Annotated in this window: 13 protein-coding genes; 2 read left to right on the top strand and 11 right to left on the bottom strand. The window is 73.1% G+C overall.

Annotated elements, in window-relative coordinates:
• Positions 1-22: 22 nt before the first annotated feature.
• The gene (locus V6D49_RS15305; protein ID WP_340560282.1) at positions 23-2566 is read left to right on the top strand and encodes an NACHT domain-containing protein; all 2544 of its coding nucleotides are present in this window, start codon (positions 23-25) and stop codon (positions 2564-2566) included.
• Positions 2567-2685: 119 nt separating this feature from the next.
• Here the strand turns inward: V6D49_RS15305 and V6D49_RS15300 are convergent, their stop codons facing one another.
• Entirely contained in the window at positions 2686-5205 is a 2520-nt protein-coding gene (locus V6D49_RS15300) for an ATP-dependent Clp protease ATP-binding subunit (protein WP_340560281.1), read from the bottom strand.
• Positions 5206-5660: 455 nt separating this feature from the next.
• On the opposite strand from V6D49_RS15300, the gene V6D49_RS15295 reads away from it, so the two are divergent.
• On the top strand, positions 5661-6119 hold the full coding sequence (locus V6D49_RS15295) for a hypothetical protein (RefSeq protein WP_340560280.1): 459 nt from the start codon (positions 5661-5663) through the stop codon (positions 6117-6119).
• Here the strand turns inward: V6D49_RS15295 and V6D49_RS15290 are convergent.
• From V6D49_RS15290 to V6D49_RS15245, 10 genes are all read right to left on the bottom strand, one after another.
• The gene (locus V6D49_RS15290; protein ID WP_340560279.1) at positions 6098-6436 is read right to left on the bottom strand and encodes a histone-like nucleoid-structuring protein Lsr2; all 339 of its coding nucleotides are present in this window, start codon (positions 6434-6436) and stop codon (positions 6098-6100) included. The two genes, V6D49_RS15295 and V6D49_RS15290, sit on opposite strands and share 22 nt — an antisense overlap.
• A gap of 192 nt (positions 6437-6628) precedes the next feature.
• Positions 6629-7153, bottom strand: coding sequence for an amino-acid N-acetyltransferase (locus tag V6D49_RS15285; RefSeq protein WP_340560278.1), 525 nt, complete (start codon positions 7151-7153; stop codon positions 6629-6631).
• 9 nt (positions 7154-7162) lie between these two features.
• Complete coding sequence (locus tag V6D49_RS15280) at positions 7163-7555, bottom strand: BlaI/MecI/CopY family transcriptional regulator (RefSeq protein WP_340560277.1); 393 nt, start codon at positions 7553-7555, stop codon at positions 7163-7165.
• Between the two features lie 128 nt (positions 7556-7683).
• Positions 7684-7863 carry a hypothetical protein gene (locus tag V6D49_RS15275; protein WP_340560276.1) on the bottom strand — a complete coding sequence of 60 codons (180 nt, stop codon included), beginning with the start codon at positions 7861-7863 and terminating at the stop codon, positions 7684-7686.
• A 165-nt stretch (positions 7864-8028) separates the two neighbouring features.
• Complete coding sequence (locus V6D49_RS15270; protein WP_340560275.1) at positions 8029-8667, bottom strand: hypothetical protein; 639 nt, start codon at positions 8665-8667, stop codon at positions 8029-8031.
• Positions 8668-8727: 60 nt separating this feature from the next.
• Positions 8728-9534, bottom strand: coding sequence for a type III pantothenate kinase (locus V6D49_RS15265; protein WP_340560274.1), 807 nt, complete (start codon positions 9532-9534; stop codon positions 8728-8730).
• 4 nt (positions 9535-9538) lie between these two features.
• Entirely contained in the window at positions 9539-10591 is a 1053-nt protein-coding gene (nadC, locus tag V6D49_RS15260) for a carboxylating nicotinate-nucleotide diphosphorylase (RefSeq protein ID WP_340560273.1), read from the bottom strand.
• Positions 10588-12351: an L-aspartate oxidase gene (locus V6D49_RS15255; protein ID WP_340560272.1), complete on the bottom strand. Its 1764-nt coding sequence runs from the start codon at positions 12349-12351 to the stop codon at positions 10588-10590. The genes nadC and V6D49_RS15255 overlap by 4 nt, the downstream gene beginning before the upstream one ends.
• Positions 12348-13337: a pantoate--beta-alanine ligase gene (gene panC, locus V6D49_RS15250; protein ID WP_340560271.1), complete on the bottom strand. Its 990-nt coding sequence runs from the start codon at positions 13335-13337 to the stop codon at positions 12348-12350. Before panC ends, V6D49_RS15255 begins: the two co-directional genes overlap by 4 nt.
• Entirely contained in the window at positions 13334-14308 is a 975-nt protein-coding gene (locus V6D49_RS15245) for a Rossmann-like and DUF2520 domain-containing protein (protein WP_340560270.1), read from the bottom strand. Before V6D49_RS15245 ends, panC begins: the two co-directional genes overlap by 4 nt.
• Positions 14309-14396 lie beyond the last annotated feature (88 nt).

Raw genomic sequence — 14396 nt, 5'->3', positions numbered from 1 at the left:
GTCGACGCCTGGAGGGGGCCGCGTGGAACCGTCGACGCTGGGCATGCGGGTGGCCGCCGGCGCCGTCACACCGCTGGTGCGGAAGCTTCTCGTACGGCGCGAGCCGGGGGCCGGGCTCGTGGACCGGCCCGTCCGGCTCGGCGGCTGGTTCTCCTTCCGCGGCGAGAAGCGGACCCTGGACGGCGACGACCTGGCCCGGCTGGCCGCCGAGGTCGTCACCCGGTACGCGCGGGCCACCGGCCCGCACGACGCCCTCCCCGCCGAGGTGCGGCGGGAGGTCGCCGACGCCCTGACCCGTGCGCTGCGGCAACTCGGCGAGCTCGACATGGACGACGTCCAGGCCGTGCGGCTCGGCCCGGAGGCGCTCGCCGAGCGGGTCGCCCGGGCCGGACGCCCCGAGGCCCTGTCCGCCGACGCCGAGGCCCTGTTCCGGCCGCTGCTGCACAGCGTGTGCCTGCACGTGCTGAACTTCTTCACCCAGCAGTCGACGTTCCTCGCCCGCACCGCCGTCGAGCAGACGGCCCGGCTGGACCGGATGGCCTCCACTCTGGAGCTGCTCGCCGAGCGCGTCCCCTCCCGCACCGCCGCCGACGCGCGGTTCGAGGAGGCGTACGCCGCCCACGTCGCCCGCCGGTACAGCGAGCTGACGATCTACGGGCTCGACCTCCACCACACCCGCGACTGGCCCCTGGACACCGCCTACATCTCCCTGGAGGCCGAGGCCGGTGGCGCCCCGCTCCCGGCGGAGCGCGCCCTCCAGGGCGACGCACACGTCCTGCTGCGCGGGGCCGCCGGCTCCGGGAAGACCACGCTCCTCCAGTGGCTCACCGTGACCACCGCCCGGCAGGACCCCGAGCACCTCGCCCGGCTGCCCCACCTCGTCGGCCGGGTGCCGTTCGTGCTGCCGCTGCGGCGCGTCCTGCGGGACGGTCTGCCGCCCACCCCGGACCGCTTCCTGCACGCCGTGGGCAGCAACCTGGCCGGGGAGCAGCCCGACGGCTGGGCGGTCCGGGTGCTGCGGGCCGGGCGCGGCCTGCTGCTCGTCGACGGCATCGACGAGATCCCCGAGGCCGAGCGCGGCGCCACCCGCCGCTGGCTGCGCGAGCTCCTGGCGGACTTCCCCGGCAACCTGTGGCTCGTCACCTCACGGCCCTCGGCCGTCGCGAGCGACTGGCTGGCCCGGGACGGCTTCGCGGAGCTGGCCCTCTCACCGATGGGCCGCGCCGACGTCGCCGCCTTCGTCCGCCGCTGGCACGAGGCCGCCGAGGCTCCGCCGGAGGTGGCCGACGCCCTGCTCGGCCTGGTCCGCGCGACCTCCGACCTCGCCCGGCTGGCCTCCAACCCGCTGATGTGCGGGCTGCTGTGCGCCCTGCACCGCGAACGCCACGGCTTCCTCCCGCACAGCCGCAAGGACCTCTACGAGGCGGCGCTGTCCATGCTGCTGGAGCGGCGCGACGTCGAGCGTGCCGTCCTCGACGACGCCCTGCGGCTGTCCAAGGACTCCTCCGTCGTGCTGCTGCAGAAGCTGGCCCACTGGATGCTGCGCAACGGCCGCGCCGAGATGGACCGGGCGGACGTCGTGGCGCAGCTGGAACGCACCCTTCCGCAGATGGCCCACATCACCGCCGGTGCGGAGGAGGTCTACCGCCATCTGCGGGACCGCTCCGGGCTGCTGCGGGAGCCCGCCACGGACCGCGTCGACTTCGTCCACCGCACCTTCCAGGACTACCTGGCGGCCAAGGCGGCCGTGGAGGAGGGCGACTTCCCCCTGCTGCTCGACAACGCGGACCGGACGCAGTGGGAGGACGTCCTGCGGATGGCCGTCGCCCACGCCCGCCCGGCCGAGCGCGCCCGGCTGCTGCGCGGGCTGGTCGCCGGGCCATCCGGTTCGGTTCTGATGTACCGCTGGCTCGTGGCCGCGGCCTGCCTCCAGGAGGCGACCGAGCTGGACCCGGCCGTGCGCCGAGACGTCGAAGCCGGTATCCAGGGGCTCGTTCCTCCGGGCGACCCGCAGATCGCCACGGCGCTGGCCGACGTCGGGGGCACGCTCGTGCTCGGGCTCCTACCGGGCCCCGAAGGGCTGAACGACAGGATCGCCCTCAACGTGGTGATCACCGCGTCGAGCATCCCCGAGGACGCCGCGCTCCCGGTCCTGGCCCGCTACCGGGACCACCCCTCACTGGGGGTGCGGCGGCAGCTCGCCTGGGCGTGGCACCGGTACGACACGTGGCAGTACGCGCGGGAGATCATCGCGCACCTGGCCGAGGACGACCTCTACTTCACCGCACCGAGCGCCGAGCACCTGCGGGCGCTGCGGGAGATGGGTGGCCGTTCGCGCGTCCACATTCCCGGTGACTACGACCCGGCCGAGCTGACCGCCCTCCTCCCCCAGGAGCGCCTGACCCACCTGTGGCTGGCCGGCGGCCTCCCGGACGGGCCCGGGTGGCTGGACGCCTTCCCCCGGCTGCGCAGCCTCGTACTCCCCCGCGAGCTGCCGCTGATCGTGCGGGAGCACCTGCGGCCGGGGCTCAAGGTCAAGGTCGCCCGCAACGGCACGACGCCGTAGAGCCGCCGCCCCCGGCGCCCCGGCGCCCCGGCGCCCGGACGGAGACGACGACGGCCCCGGCACCGCGAAGGGTGCCGGGGCCGTCGTGCGGGGCCGTCGTGCGGGCCGGGAGCGCTGCCTCAGGGCTCCTTGGTCATGTTCGGACCGCCGGCTGCCTCCACGGGAGGCGCGTCCGGGAGGGCCGCCTTCTCCTCGCCGCGGAAGGTGAACGCCGCGCTCTCACCCTCGCCCTCGGTGTCCACGACCACGATGTGACCGGGGCGCAGCTCGCCGAAGAGGATCTTCTCCGACAGCGTGTCCTCGATCTCCCGCTGGATCGTGCGACGCAGCGGCCGGGCGCCCATGACCGGGTCGTAGCCGCGCTTGGCCAGCAGCTGCTTGGCCTCGGCGCTGAGCTCGATGCCCATGTCGCGGTCCTTCAGGCGCTCGTCCACCTGGGCGATCATCAGGTCGACGATCTCGATGATGTTGTCCTGCGTGAGCTGGTGGAAGACCACCGTGTCGTCGACGCGGTTCAGGAACTCCGGGCGGAAGTGCTGCTTCAGCTCGTCGTTGACCTTGGCCTTCATGCGCTCGTAGCCGGTCTTGACGTCGCCCTGGGCGGCGAAGCCCAGGTTGAAGCCCTTGGAGATGTCCCGGGTGCCGAGGTTCGTCGTCATGATGATGACGGTGTTCTTGAAGTCCACGACCCGGCCCTGGGAGTCGGTCAGCCGACCGTCCTCCAGGATCTGCAACAGGGAGTTGAAGATGTCCGGGTGGGCCTTCTCGACCTCGTCGAACAGGACGACCGAGAACGGCTTGCGGCGCACCTTCTCGGTGAGCTGACCGCCCTCCTCGTAGCCGACGTAGCCGGGGGGCGAACCGAACAGCCGGGAGACGGTGTGCTTCTCGCTGAACTCCGACATGTCGAGGGAGATCAGCGCGTCCTCGTCGCCGAACAGGAACTCCGCGAGCGTCTTGGACAGCTCCGTCTTACCGACGCCGGACGGGCCGGCGAAGATGAACGAGCCGCCGGGGCGCTTGGGGTCCTTCAGGCCCGCACGGGTGCGCCGGATCGCCTGGGAGAGCGCCTTGATGGCGTCCTCCTGGCCGATGACGCGCTTGTGCAGCTCGTCCTCCATGCGCAGCAGCCGCGAGGACTCCTCCTCGGTGAGCTTGAAGACCGGGATGCCGGTGGACGCGGCGAGGACCTCGGCGATCAGCTCCTCGTCGACCTCGGCGACGACGTCCATGTCGCCGGCCTTCCACTCCTTCTCCCGCTTGGCCTTCTGCGCGAGCAGCTGCTTCTCGCTGTCCCGCAGGTTGGCGGCCTTCTCGAAGTCCTGCGAGTCGATCGCGGACTCCTTCTCCCGGCGCACGTTCGCGATCTTCTCGTCGAACTCGCGCAGGTCCGGCGGGGCGGTCATGCGGCGGATGCGCATCCGGGAGCCGGCCTCGTCGATCAGGTCGATCGCCTTGTCCGGCAGGAAGCGGTCGGAGATGTAGCGGTCGGCCAGGGTGGCCGCGCCGACCAGGGCGGCGTCCGTGATGGAGACGCGGTGGTGCGCCTCGTAGCGGTCGCGCAGACCCTTGAGGATCTCGATCGTGTGCGGCAGCGACGGCTCCGCGACCTGGATGGGCTGGAAACGGCGCTCCAGCGCTGCGTCCTTCTCCAGGTGCTTGCGGTACTCGTCCAGCGTCGTGGCACCGATGGTCTGGAGCTCGCCACGGGCCAGCATCGGCTTGAGGATGCTCGCCGCGTCGATGGCGCCCTCGGCGGCGCCCGCGCCGACCAGCGTGTGCAGCTCGTCGATGAACAGGATGATGTCGCCCCGGGTGCGGATCTCCTTGAGCACCTTCTTCAGGCGCTCCTCGAAGTCACCCCGGTAGCGGGAGCCGGCGACCAGGGCGCCGAGGTCCAGGGTGTAGAGGTGCTTGTCCTTGAGGGTCTCGGGCACCTCGCCCTTGACGATGGCCTGCGCCAGGCCCTCGACGACGGCGGTCTTGCCGACACCGGGCTCGCCGATGAGCACCGGGTTGTTCTTCGTCCGGCGGGACAGCACCTGCATGACCCGCTCGATCTCCTTCTCGCGCCCGATGACCGGGTCGAGCTTGGATTCGCGGGCGGCCTGGGTGAGGTTGCGGCCGAACTGGTCGAGAACGAGCGAGGTCGAGGGGGTGCCCTCGGCCGGGCCGCCCGCCGTGGCCGTCTCCTTGCCGCCCGAGTAACCGGAGAGCAGCTGGATGACCTGCTGCCGCACCCGGTTCAGGTCGGCGCCGAGCTTCACGAGGACCTGGGCGGCGACGCCCTCGCCCTCGCGGATCAGGCCGAGCAGGATGTGCTCCGTGCCGATGTAGTTGTGGCCGAGCTGAAGGGCCTCGCGGAGCGAGAGCTCCAGCACCTTCTTGGCCCGGGGGGTGAAGGGAATGTGGCCGGACGGGGCCTGCTGGCCCTGGCCGATGATCTCCTCCACCTGCTGGCGGACCGCCTCGAGCGAAATCCCGAGGCTCTCCAGTGCCTTAGCGGCGACACCCTCACCCTCGTGGATCAGGCCCAGGAGGATGTGCTCGGTGCCGATGTAGTTGTGGTTGAGCATCCGGGCTTCTTCCTGAGCCAGGACGACAACCCGCCGCGCGCGGTCGGTGAACCTCTCGAACATCGTTAATCGCTCCTCAGAGCGGTCAGTCAGTTAGGGGTAGGTCCCCTCCCTGTCCTTCCGCAGCTTAGTCCCGCAACGGGGGACCGCTCATTCCAACTGCCGACACCCGCTCCGAGTCCTACCAGTCCGTGCCACGGTGCGGGCGACACCCGTTCCAACCCGATGGTGCGAGACGATGTTCCCGCAGGCCAAGCCGATGCACCCGCATTCAGTACGCCGATGGCGAACGTCTCGTCCTCGACACGCCCGTCCCCCCGGCGCCATCGCCCCTTGCCACGCCCCCGTGACCACTAGTGATGTCTTACCCCTGGCGATGGCCGTTCCATGCCCCCCGCATGGGGGTCATCCGCTACGGGCGAACACGCTTGCTTCGCAGCTCGTCGCCTGCGCAGCACAACCCGTGGCTGAATGTCAACAGGAAGTGACCGAATCGGGTCGGCGGCCGTTGCCCGGACATGACGACGCGACGCACCGAACCCGGGTACGACGGGTACGACTATCTCGACCTCCCGCTCGACGCGGGGCTGGCGCTGCTGCGGCGCCCCGTACGGACCGGCCCGGTGGAATGGGACGCGGCGCGGGCACGGGTGCGGCTGCGCGTACCGGCCGGGAGCGCGGAGGAGCTGCCGGGGCTGCTGGAATGGCTCGACTGGGGCGGCGTCCGGCTGGACCTGAGCGCCGAGCCCGGCGCCCGGGCCCAGCGCTGTGGGGGCACCCGGGAGCCCGACCCGGCAGGGGTGTGGTTGCGGCCCCCCGAGGAGGGCCGCAGCGGCCCGAACGCCCCGAACACCGAGGACGGACCACCGGTCGGCCTGGACGCCGATCTCGTGCGGCTCGTCAGCGCGGCGGCCACCGAATGCCACCGCGCCGCGCTCCACCGCAGCGGCCGACGTCAGCCGTTGGCCTTTTCGTAGGCCTCGCGGATCTCGGCCGGAACCCGGCCGCGGTCATTGACGTTGTAGCCGTTCTCCTTGGCCCACGCGCGGATCTTCGCGGTGTCCGGCGAGCCGCCGGACGCGGCCGCGCGGGCCTTTCCACGGCCGCCCGCGGAGGCGCGGCTCGTACGCCGGCCTGCCTTGACGAATTCCGCGAGGGATTCCCGGAGCTTGTCGGCGTTCGCGGTGGTGAGATCGATCTCGTAGGACTTGCCGTCCAGCGCGAACGTCACCGTCTCGTCAGCCTCGCCGCCATCGAGGTCGTCAACAAGAAGGACCTGAACCTTCTGTGCCACCGGCTACTCCCATTCGTGCTGCCACCTGTTCGAGGACGGGCGGCGATATGCGAATACTGATATCGACAACCACAGCAAACCGCCTTTCCCGGGAAAACACAAACCCTGATCGAGGTTTGCGCACGAACGCACGACGCGAGGTCAGGACCTTTCGGACAAAGCAGCCATGGTTGTGATGCCTCCGTGACTGGATCAGAGATGGAGCAGCATCCGGCTGTTGCCCAAGGTGTTCGGCTTGACCCGCTCCAGGTCCAGGAACTCGGCCACGCCTTCGTCATACGAGCGCAGGAGCTCGCTGTACACATCGCCGTCCACCGGCGTGTCCCCGATCTCGGCGAATCCGTGCTTGACGAAGAAGTCGACTTCGAAGGTGAGGCAGAAAATGCGGCGGACCCCCAGGAACCGTCCGGTTTCCAGCAGCTTCTCCAGCAGCCGGTGGCCGACGCCGGTGCCGCGCATGACCGGGTCCACGGCGAGCGTGCGGACCTCCGCCAGGTCCTCCCACATCACGTGCAGCGCGCCGCAGCCCACCACCTGCCCGTCCGCCGTCCGCTCGGCCACCCAGAACTCCTGGATGTCCTCGTAAAGGGTCACGGTCGCTTTGTTGAGGAGGATGCGGTCCCGCGAGTAGGTGTCGATGAGGCGGCGCACCGTCCGCACATCCGATGTCCGCGCCCGGCGGAGCGTCACCGCGTTCCCGCTTATCTGTTCTGCCATGGCCGCACGCTATCGCTCCTCGGGCCCGGTCAGCCGCACGCCATTGAGCTGGACCACGCGCAGGGCGTCACGCAGCGCGGCGACCTGTTCCAGCGACATCATGCCGAAGAACGCCACGAGAGCCGCAGCCGGGTTGTCACTGGCCGACCACGCTTCGTTCATGAGTGCGGCGGAGTACGCGGCCCGGGTGGAGACCGGTTCATATCGATAGGCGCGGCCCTGCTGCTCGCGGCGCAGCCAGCCCTTCTGATGGAGGTTGTCCATTACGGTCATGACCGTCGTGTACGCGATCCGCCGTTCTTCCCGGAGATCCTCCAGGACTTCTCTGACAGTGACCGGACGGTTCCACTGCCATACCCGGGTCATGACGGCGTCTTCGAGCTCGCCCAAAGGTCGTGGCACAGCAGGAATGATAGGCCGCGACGGCGTCGGGCCACGGGTGCCACGGACGCACAAAGGGTGTGTGAGGGCCCGTGGCCCTCACACACCCGGTTCTTCCGTCCGGCCTTCGGCGCCGGTCACCGCATCGGTCAGACGCGGGCCTCGCTCTCCGCGGACGCCTCGGGAGCGGCCTGGGCGTACACCGCGTCGACGGCGGCGTCCTCCTTGGCCTTGTTGGCGCCACCCTGGCTCTTGACGATCGTCACGATGAGAGCGGTGAAGGCAACGGCCATCACCGCGGAGGGGGTGAGTGCGGCAATGTAGTCCATACCCACGAGAGTAGGGCAGCCCCCCGGGCCTTCGAGGAGCACCCCGAGCATGGCCTTCGCCACGTTTTCACCGGGTGCCGAGGTCCTTCCGGGCAGCGCCGCGCAGCCGCTGCGGGGGTCCCGGAGCGGCTGCGTGACGGGAGGGTGGAGCGGTCGAGCGGGTGGTCACGCCGAGAGCAGGGCCTTCTCCGGCGGGGGCGTCCTGCGGCGCGGCGGGAACACCTCGCCCGGCGTGGGGATCGGCCGCGACGGGCGCTGCGGCTGCCCCGGCCGGTCGCGCTCCGGCGCCGGCTCGTCCCGCTGCGGCCGCTGCGGCTCGCGCGGCTCCTTCGGGGCGCCCGGCTCGGCGTCCTCCTCCCCGCCCGCGCCCGAGGCGCCCAGGCCGCCGGGGAGCGCCGCGAGCGGCGTCCGGGCGGCCGGGAGGGCGGCGCGCACGAGCAGGTCCATACGGCGGGCGGCCTCCCGGGCGCCGGTGCGCCCGGCGCACAGCCGACGTAGGGCCGTCACGTCCTCGTCCGTCGGGGTGTAACCCGCGTCGAGCGCGGTGCGGAGGTGGGCCAGGTAGCCCGTCGCCGAGCCGGGGAGGGCGGCCCGGTAGCGGGCCACGTCGGCGAAGAGGAACCGCCGGAGCCGTGCGGCCTCGCGCGTCGCGTCGTCCACGGCCAGCGTGAGCATGAGGCACTCCCTGATCTCCTGGGCCGGGAGCGCGGCGGACTGGAGGGCGGTGGCAAGGGCGCGGCGGAGCACGCACAGCTCCTCGGCGCTGAACGCCATGCCGCCTCGGGAACCATGTGGCGTGGGCATAGTGTGACTTTAAGTGCTAAACGGACGAAATGCAGGACGTGACGCGCCCTGCCTCCCGCCTCAGAGGCGGGAGGCGTTCCGTTCGTACACCAGGCGCAGGCCGATGAGCGTCAGCCAGGGCTCGTGCTCGTCGATCACGGACGACTCCCCCAGCACCATCGGCGCCAGCCCGCCCGTCGCGATGACGGTCACGTCGTCCGGGTCGCCGTCGGGACCGGCCAGCTCACGCGCCATGCGGTCCACGACCCCGTCGACCTGGCCCGCGAAGCCGTAGAGGATGCCGGACTGCATGGCCTCCACCGTGTTCTTGCCGATCACCGCACGCGGCCGGGCCAGCTCGATCTTCCGCAGCTGGGCGCCGCGCACCCCGAGCGCCTCGACGCTGATCTCGATGCCGGGGGCGATCACGCCGCCCACGTACTCGCCGCGCGCGGAGATGGCGTCGAACGTCGTGGCCGTGCCGAAGTCGACGACGACGCAGGGCCCGCCGTACAGCTCGACGGCCCCGACCGCGTTGATGATGCGGTCCGCGCCGACCTCCTTGGGGTGGTCCATGAGGACCGGCACGCCCGTCTTGACGCCCGGCTCCACGAGGACGGCCGGAATGTCGCCGTAGTAGCGGCGGGTCACCTCGCGCAGTTCGTGCAGGACGGACGGGACGGTCGAGCAGATGGCGATGCCCTCGATGCCCTCACCGAGCTCCACGCCGAGCAGCGGGTGCATGCCCATCAGGCCCTGGAGCAGGACGGCCAGCTCGTCGGCGGTGCGGCGGGCGTCGGTGGAGATACGCCAGTGCTCGACGATCTCCTCGCCGTCGAACAGGCCGAGGACGGTGTGGGTGTTCCCGACGTCGATGGTCAGCAGCATGGGATCAGACCTCGTCCCGCAGGTCGAGGCCGATGTCGAGGATCGGCGCGGAGTGGGTGAGCGCGCCGACGGCCAGGTAGTCGACGCCCGTGGCGGCGTACGCGGCGGCGTTCTCCAGGGTGAGGCGGCCGGAGGACTCCAGCGCGGCCCGCCCGGCCACCAGGGCGACGGCCTCCGCCGTCTCCGCCGGGGTGAAGTTGTCCAGCAGCAACAGGTCGGCCCCCTCGGCGAGGACGGGCTCGATCTGGTCCAGCCGGTCGACCTCGACCTCGATCGGCAGGTCGGGAAACTCCTCCCGGACGGCCTTGAACGCCGCCGCGACGCCGCCCGCCGCGATGACGTGGTTGTCCTTGATCAGGGCCGCGTCGGAGAGGGAGAACCGGTGGTTGACGCCGCCGCCGCAGCGCACCGCGTACTTCTCCAGCGCACGCAGCCCCGGCGTCGTCTTGCGCGTGTCGCGGACGCGGGTGCCCGTGCCCTCCAGCGTGTCGGCCCACGCCCGGGTGGCCGTCGCGATGCCGGAGAGCCGGCACAGGAGGTTCAGCGCGCTGCGCTCGCCGGTGAGGAGGTCGCGGGTGCGGGTGCGCACGCTGAGCAGGACGGTGCCGGGCGCCACCCGCTCGCCGTCCTCCACGTGCCGCTCGACCTCGAACTCGTCGGTGCACACCACCGACAGGACCGCCTCGGCGACGCGCAGCCCGGCGACCGTCCCGGCCTCGCGGGCGGTGAAGTCGCCGGTGGCCACGGCGTCCTCAGGGACGGTGGCGACGGTGGTGACGTCCACGCCGTGGTCGAGGTCCTCCTCAATGGCCAGGTGCGCGACGTCCTCCACCTGGACGGGGTCGAGCCCGGCGTCGGCCAGGAGCTGCGCCAGGTCCGGGTCGAGGCCGCACTCCAGCGGATCGAGGTCCAGGTCGTCGTCGAGGTCCGCGCTGCCGCAGCCGCAGGCGTCCCCGCAGCCGCCGCCCCCGGAGGGCGCGGTGGCGCCGGGACCGCCGATCTGGAGCAGGGGCAGCTCCACGGGCTCGGGGCGGGCGCGGTCGTCGGAGGGGGTCACGGCTTCTTCTCCTCGGGAGCGGCGTGGGTGACCGGCGGGAAGCCGGTGGTGTCGGTCGTGCGCTGGGTGAGGGGCGCGTCGTCGTGCGGCGTGGGGGCGCCCAGGGTCACGACGATGTGACGGGCCCAGCGGGCATCGTCGCGGTCGGGGTGGTCCTCGCGCCAGTGGCAGCCGCGGGTCTCCGCCCGGCGGGCGGCGGCGGCGACGAGGACGGAGGCCACCAGATGGAGGTTGGTGACCTCCCACGTCTCGGTGGCGGGCTCGGCGGGCTTGCCGTCCCGGCCGGGGCCGGAGCGCAGGGCGGCCAGCGCGGCGGCGGCCCCGGCGAGGCTCGCGGCGGAACGCAGCACGCCCGCACCGGCGGTCATGATCCGCTGCACCTCGCCGCGCGCCTCGGCGGGCAGCAGCGGCAGCACGGGCGGCGCGGCGGCGGGCACCGGGCGGGTGGCGCGGTCGGGCGCGGCACGGTCCCCGGCGCGGGCGCGGATGTCCGCCGCGATGCGTTCGGCGAAGACCAGGCCCTCCAGCAGCGAGTTCGACGCCAGCCGGTTCGCGCCGTGCACGCCGGTGCACGCGGTCTCCCCGCAGGCGTAGAGCCCGGGCACGGTGGTGCGTCCGCGCAGGTCGGTCCGGACGCCACCGGAGGCGTAGTGGGCGGCGGGGGCGACGGGGATCGGCTCCCGGACCGGATCCAGGCCGTGCGCGCGGCAGGCGGCGAGGATCGTCGGGAAGCGCTCGGCCCACATGCGGGCGCCGAAGTGCCGGGCGTCCAGGTACATGTGGTCGGTGCCCCGCTCCTGGCAGCGCCGCATGATGCCCTTGGCGACGATGTCCCGGGGCGCCAGCTCACCCAGCTCGTGCTGCCCGGTCATGAAGCGGACGCCGTCGGCGTCGACCAGGTGGGCGCCCTCGCCGCGCACGGCCTCGGAGATCAGCGGCTGCTGGCCCTCCGCACCCGCGCCCAGGTAGAGCACGGTGGGGTGGAACTGGACGAACTCCAGGTCGCTGACCTCGGCCCCGGCCCGCAGCGCGAGGGCGACGCCGTCGCCGGTGGAGACGGCCGGGTTGGTGGTGGCGGAGAAGACCTGCCCCATGCCGCCGGTGGCCAGCACCACGGCGGGTGCGTGGACGGCGCCCACGCCGTCGTGCTGCCCCTCGCCCATGACGTGCAGCGAGACGCCCGCGGTGCGGCCGCCCTCGTCCCGGAGCAGGTCCAGGACGAGGGCGTGCTCGATGCTGCGGATGCCCGCGCTCTGCACGGCCTCCACCAGCGCGCGGGAGATCTCCGCGCCCGTCGCGTCGCCGCCGGCGTGGGCGATGCGACGGCGGTGGTGACCGCCCTCGCGGGTCAGCTCGATCTCGCCGGTGGCGGTGGAGGTGTCGAAGACGGCGCCGGTGGCGATGAGCCGGCGGACGGCGTCCGGGCCCTCGGTGACGAGGGTGCGCACGGCGTCCTGGTCACAGAGCCCGGCGCCCGCCGTGAGGGTGTCGGCGAGGTGCTGGGCGGGCGTGTCGCCCTCGCCGAGCGCGGCGGCGATGCCGCCCTGCGCCCAGCGGGTGGAGCCGTCGTTGAGGTCCGCCTTGGTGACGATGACGGTGGTCAGGCCGGTGGCTGCGCAGCGCAGGGCGGCGGTGAGACCGGCCACGCCGGAGCCGACGACGACGACGTCGGCCTCGATGGCCCAGCTGGGGGCGGGGGCGTCCAGGCGTATGCCGGGGACGGCGGGGGCCGGGGCGCCGGGGCCCGTCGCGGCGGTCATGCGGAGGCTCCGAACCAGAGGCGGATGTTGTCGATGAGGCGGGTGCCGCCGACGCGGGCGGCCACGGCCAGGACCGCCTCGCCCTGGAAGCCGTCGGGGACGTCGGTGAAGTCGCGCGGGTCGACGAGCGCCAGGTAGTCGACGTCGAGGCCGCGCGCCTCCTCCAGCACCAGCCGCGCGGCGGCGAGCGCCGCCGCCGGGCCGCCGGAGGCGTGGGCCAGGGCGTGCGCGTCCGCCGACGCGCGGGACTCGCCCACCTTGGCCAGCGCCGCCGCCCGCCCCTCCGGGGCACCGGAAACGGCGGCGCGGACGCGCAGGGCCGTCTCGGCGGTCAGCCGGTCCCGGGCCGCGAACAGCGCGCGGGACAGGGCCAGCGCGACGTTCCGCTCGTACCGGGACAGGTAGCGGTTGCGGCTGGAGAGGGCCAGCCCGTCCGGCTCCCGGACCGTCGGGACGCCGACGATCTCCACGGGGAAGTTCAGGTCCCGCACCATGCGGGTGATGAGCGCGAGCTGCTGGGCGTCCTTCTCCCCGTAGAGGGCGACGTCGGGCGCGGTCAGGTGCAGCAGCTTGGCGACGACGGTGAGCATGCCGTCGAAGTGGCCCGGCCGGTGCTCGCCCTCCAACCGCCCGCCCATCGGCCCGGCCGTGACGCGGACCTCCGGCTCGCCCCCCGGGTAGACCTCGTCGGCGGGCGGCGCGAACACGATGTCGGCCCCCGCCGCGGCCGCCACCGCGAGATCGGCGTCCAGGGTGCGCGGGTAGCGGTCCAGGTCCTCGCCGGCCCCGAACTGGAGCGGGTTGACGAAGACGGTCACCACCACCTGGCCCCCGGGCCCCACGGCGGCGCGGGCGGTGCGGATCAGCTCCGCGTGGCCGTCGTGCAGGGCGCCCATGGTCATCACCACGCCCCGGCGCCGCCCCTCGGCGGGACGCAGGCCCCGCAGCTCGGCGGCCGCGCGCAGCAGGGCGGGGGCGGCCGTCATGAACGGGCTCCGTCCGAGAGGACCGCCAGCAGGTCCTCCGCCAGCTCCGGCTTGAGCAGCCCGTGCTCCAGGGCCCGGTCCGCCGTGGTGCGGGCCATGGCGAGGTAGCCGGGGACCGCCGCAGGCGCGTGCCGGCGCAGCTCCGCGATGTGCGCGGAGACGGTTCCGGCGTCACCACGCGCGACGGGCCCGGTCAGGGCCGCGTCACCGGAGCGCAGGGCGTTGTCCAGGGCGGCGCCCAGCAGCGGGCCCAGCATGCGGTCGGGTGCGGCGACGCCCGCCGTGCGCAGCAGGTCCTGCGCCTGCGCGACGAGCGTGACCAGGTGGTTCGCGCCGAGGGCGAGCGCCGCGTGGTAGAGGGGACGGCTCTCCTCGGCGATCCACTCCGGCTCCCCGCCCATCTCGATGACGAGCGCCTCGGCCGCGAGCCGCAGCTCCTCGGGGGCCGTCACGCCGAAGACGCAGCCCGCGAGGCGCTGGACGTCGACGCCGGTGCCGGTGAACGTCATCACCGGGTGCAGCGCGAGCGGCAGGGCGCCCGCCCGCAGCGCCGGGTCCAGCACGGAGATCCCGTACCGGCCGGAGCTGTGCGCGATCAGCTGGCCCGGGCGGACGGCGCCCGTCTCGGCGAGGCCGGACACGAGAGCGGGCAGCGCGTCGTCGGGCACGGTCAGCAGCACCAGCTCGGACCGCGCCAGCACCTCGGCGGGCTCCACCAGCGGCACCCCGGGCAGGAGCTCCGCCGCCCGGTGCCGGGACGCGTCGGAGACGCCGGACGCGGCCACCGTGCGGTGCCCGGCCAGACCGAGTGCCGCCGCGAGGGCGGGGCCGACCCGGCCGGCGCCCACCACGCCGACGGTCAGCCGCGCGGGCCGCTCGTGGGCGTGCCGGGCGGGTTCGTTTGCGTTCACGGATCGAAGCCTTCCGTTCCAGTCCGCTGTTCTTGTCGGTACCGGACGTCGGGGCCCCATGCTACTTGGGTACCGCTGCCGGGGTCGCCCGGTCGATCGGCCCGCACGGGCCCGGTGCGCAAACACGATGGCCGGAGGGGGCGCGATG

Origin of the sequence: Streptomyces sp. GSL17-111, from assembly GCF_037911585.1 — a bacterium.
Lineage (GTDB): Bacteria > Actinomycetota > Actinomycetes > Streptomycetales > Streptomycetaceae > Streptomyces.
The sequence above is the reverse complement of the archived record's forward strand: the minus strand, read 5'-3'. Positions and strand labels throughout refer to the sequence as shown.

Coding starts and splice junctions, on each gene's coding strand:
- V6D49_RS15275 (WP_340560276.1), bottom strand. CDS start 7,863: ATGGACTACATTGCCGCACTCACCCCCTCCGCGGTGATGGCCGTTGCC.
- V6D49_RS15300 (WP_340560281.1), bottom strand. CDS start 5,205: ATGTTCGAGAGGTTCACCGACCGCGCGCGGCGGGTTGTCGTCCTGGCT.
- V6D49_RS15255 (WP_340560272.1), bottom strand. CDS start 12,351: ATGACCGCCGCGACGGGCCCCGGCGCCCCGGCCCCCGCCGTCCCCGGC.
- V6D49_RS15265 (WP_340560274.1), bottom strand. CDS start 9,534: ATGCTGCTGACCATCGACGTCGGGAACACCCACACCGTCCTCGGCCTG.
- V6D49_RS15245 (WP_340560270.1), bottom strand. CDS start 14,308: ATGGGGCCCCGACGTCCGGTACCGACAAGAACAGCGGACTGGAACGGA.
- V6D49_RS15295 (WP_340560280.1), top strand. CDS start 5,661: ATGACGACGCGACGCACCGAACCCGGGTACGACGGGTACGACTATCTC.
- V6D49_RS15270 (WP_340560275.1), bottom strand. CDS start 8,667: ATGCCCACGCCACATGGTTCCCGAGGCGGCATGGCGTTCAGCGCCGAG.
- panC (WP_340560271.1), bottom strand. CDS start 13,337: ATGACGGCCGCCCCCGCCCTGCTGCGCGCGGCCGCCGAGCTGCGGGGC.
- V6D49_RS15285 (WP_340560278.1), bottom strand. CDS start 7,153: ATGGCAGAACAGATAAGCGGGAACGCGGTGACGCTCCGCCGGGCGCGG.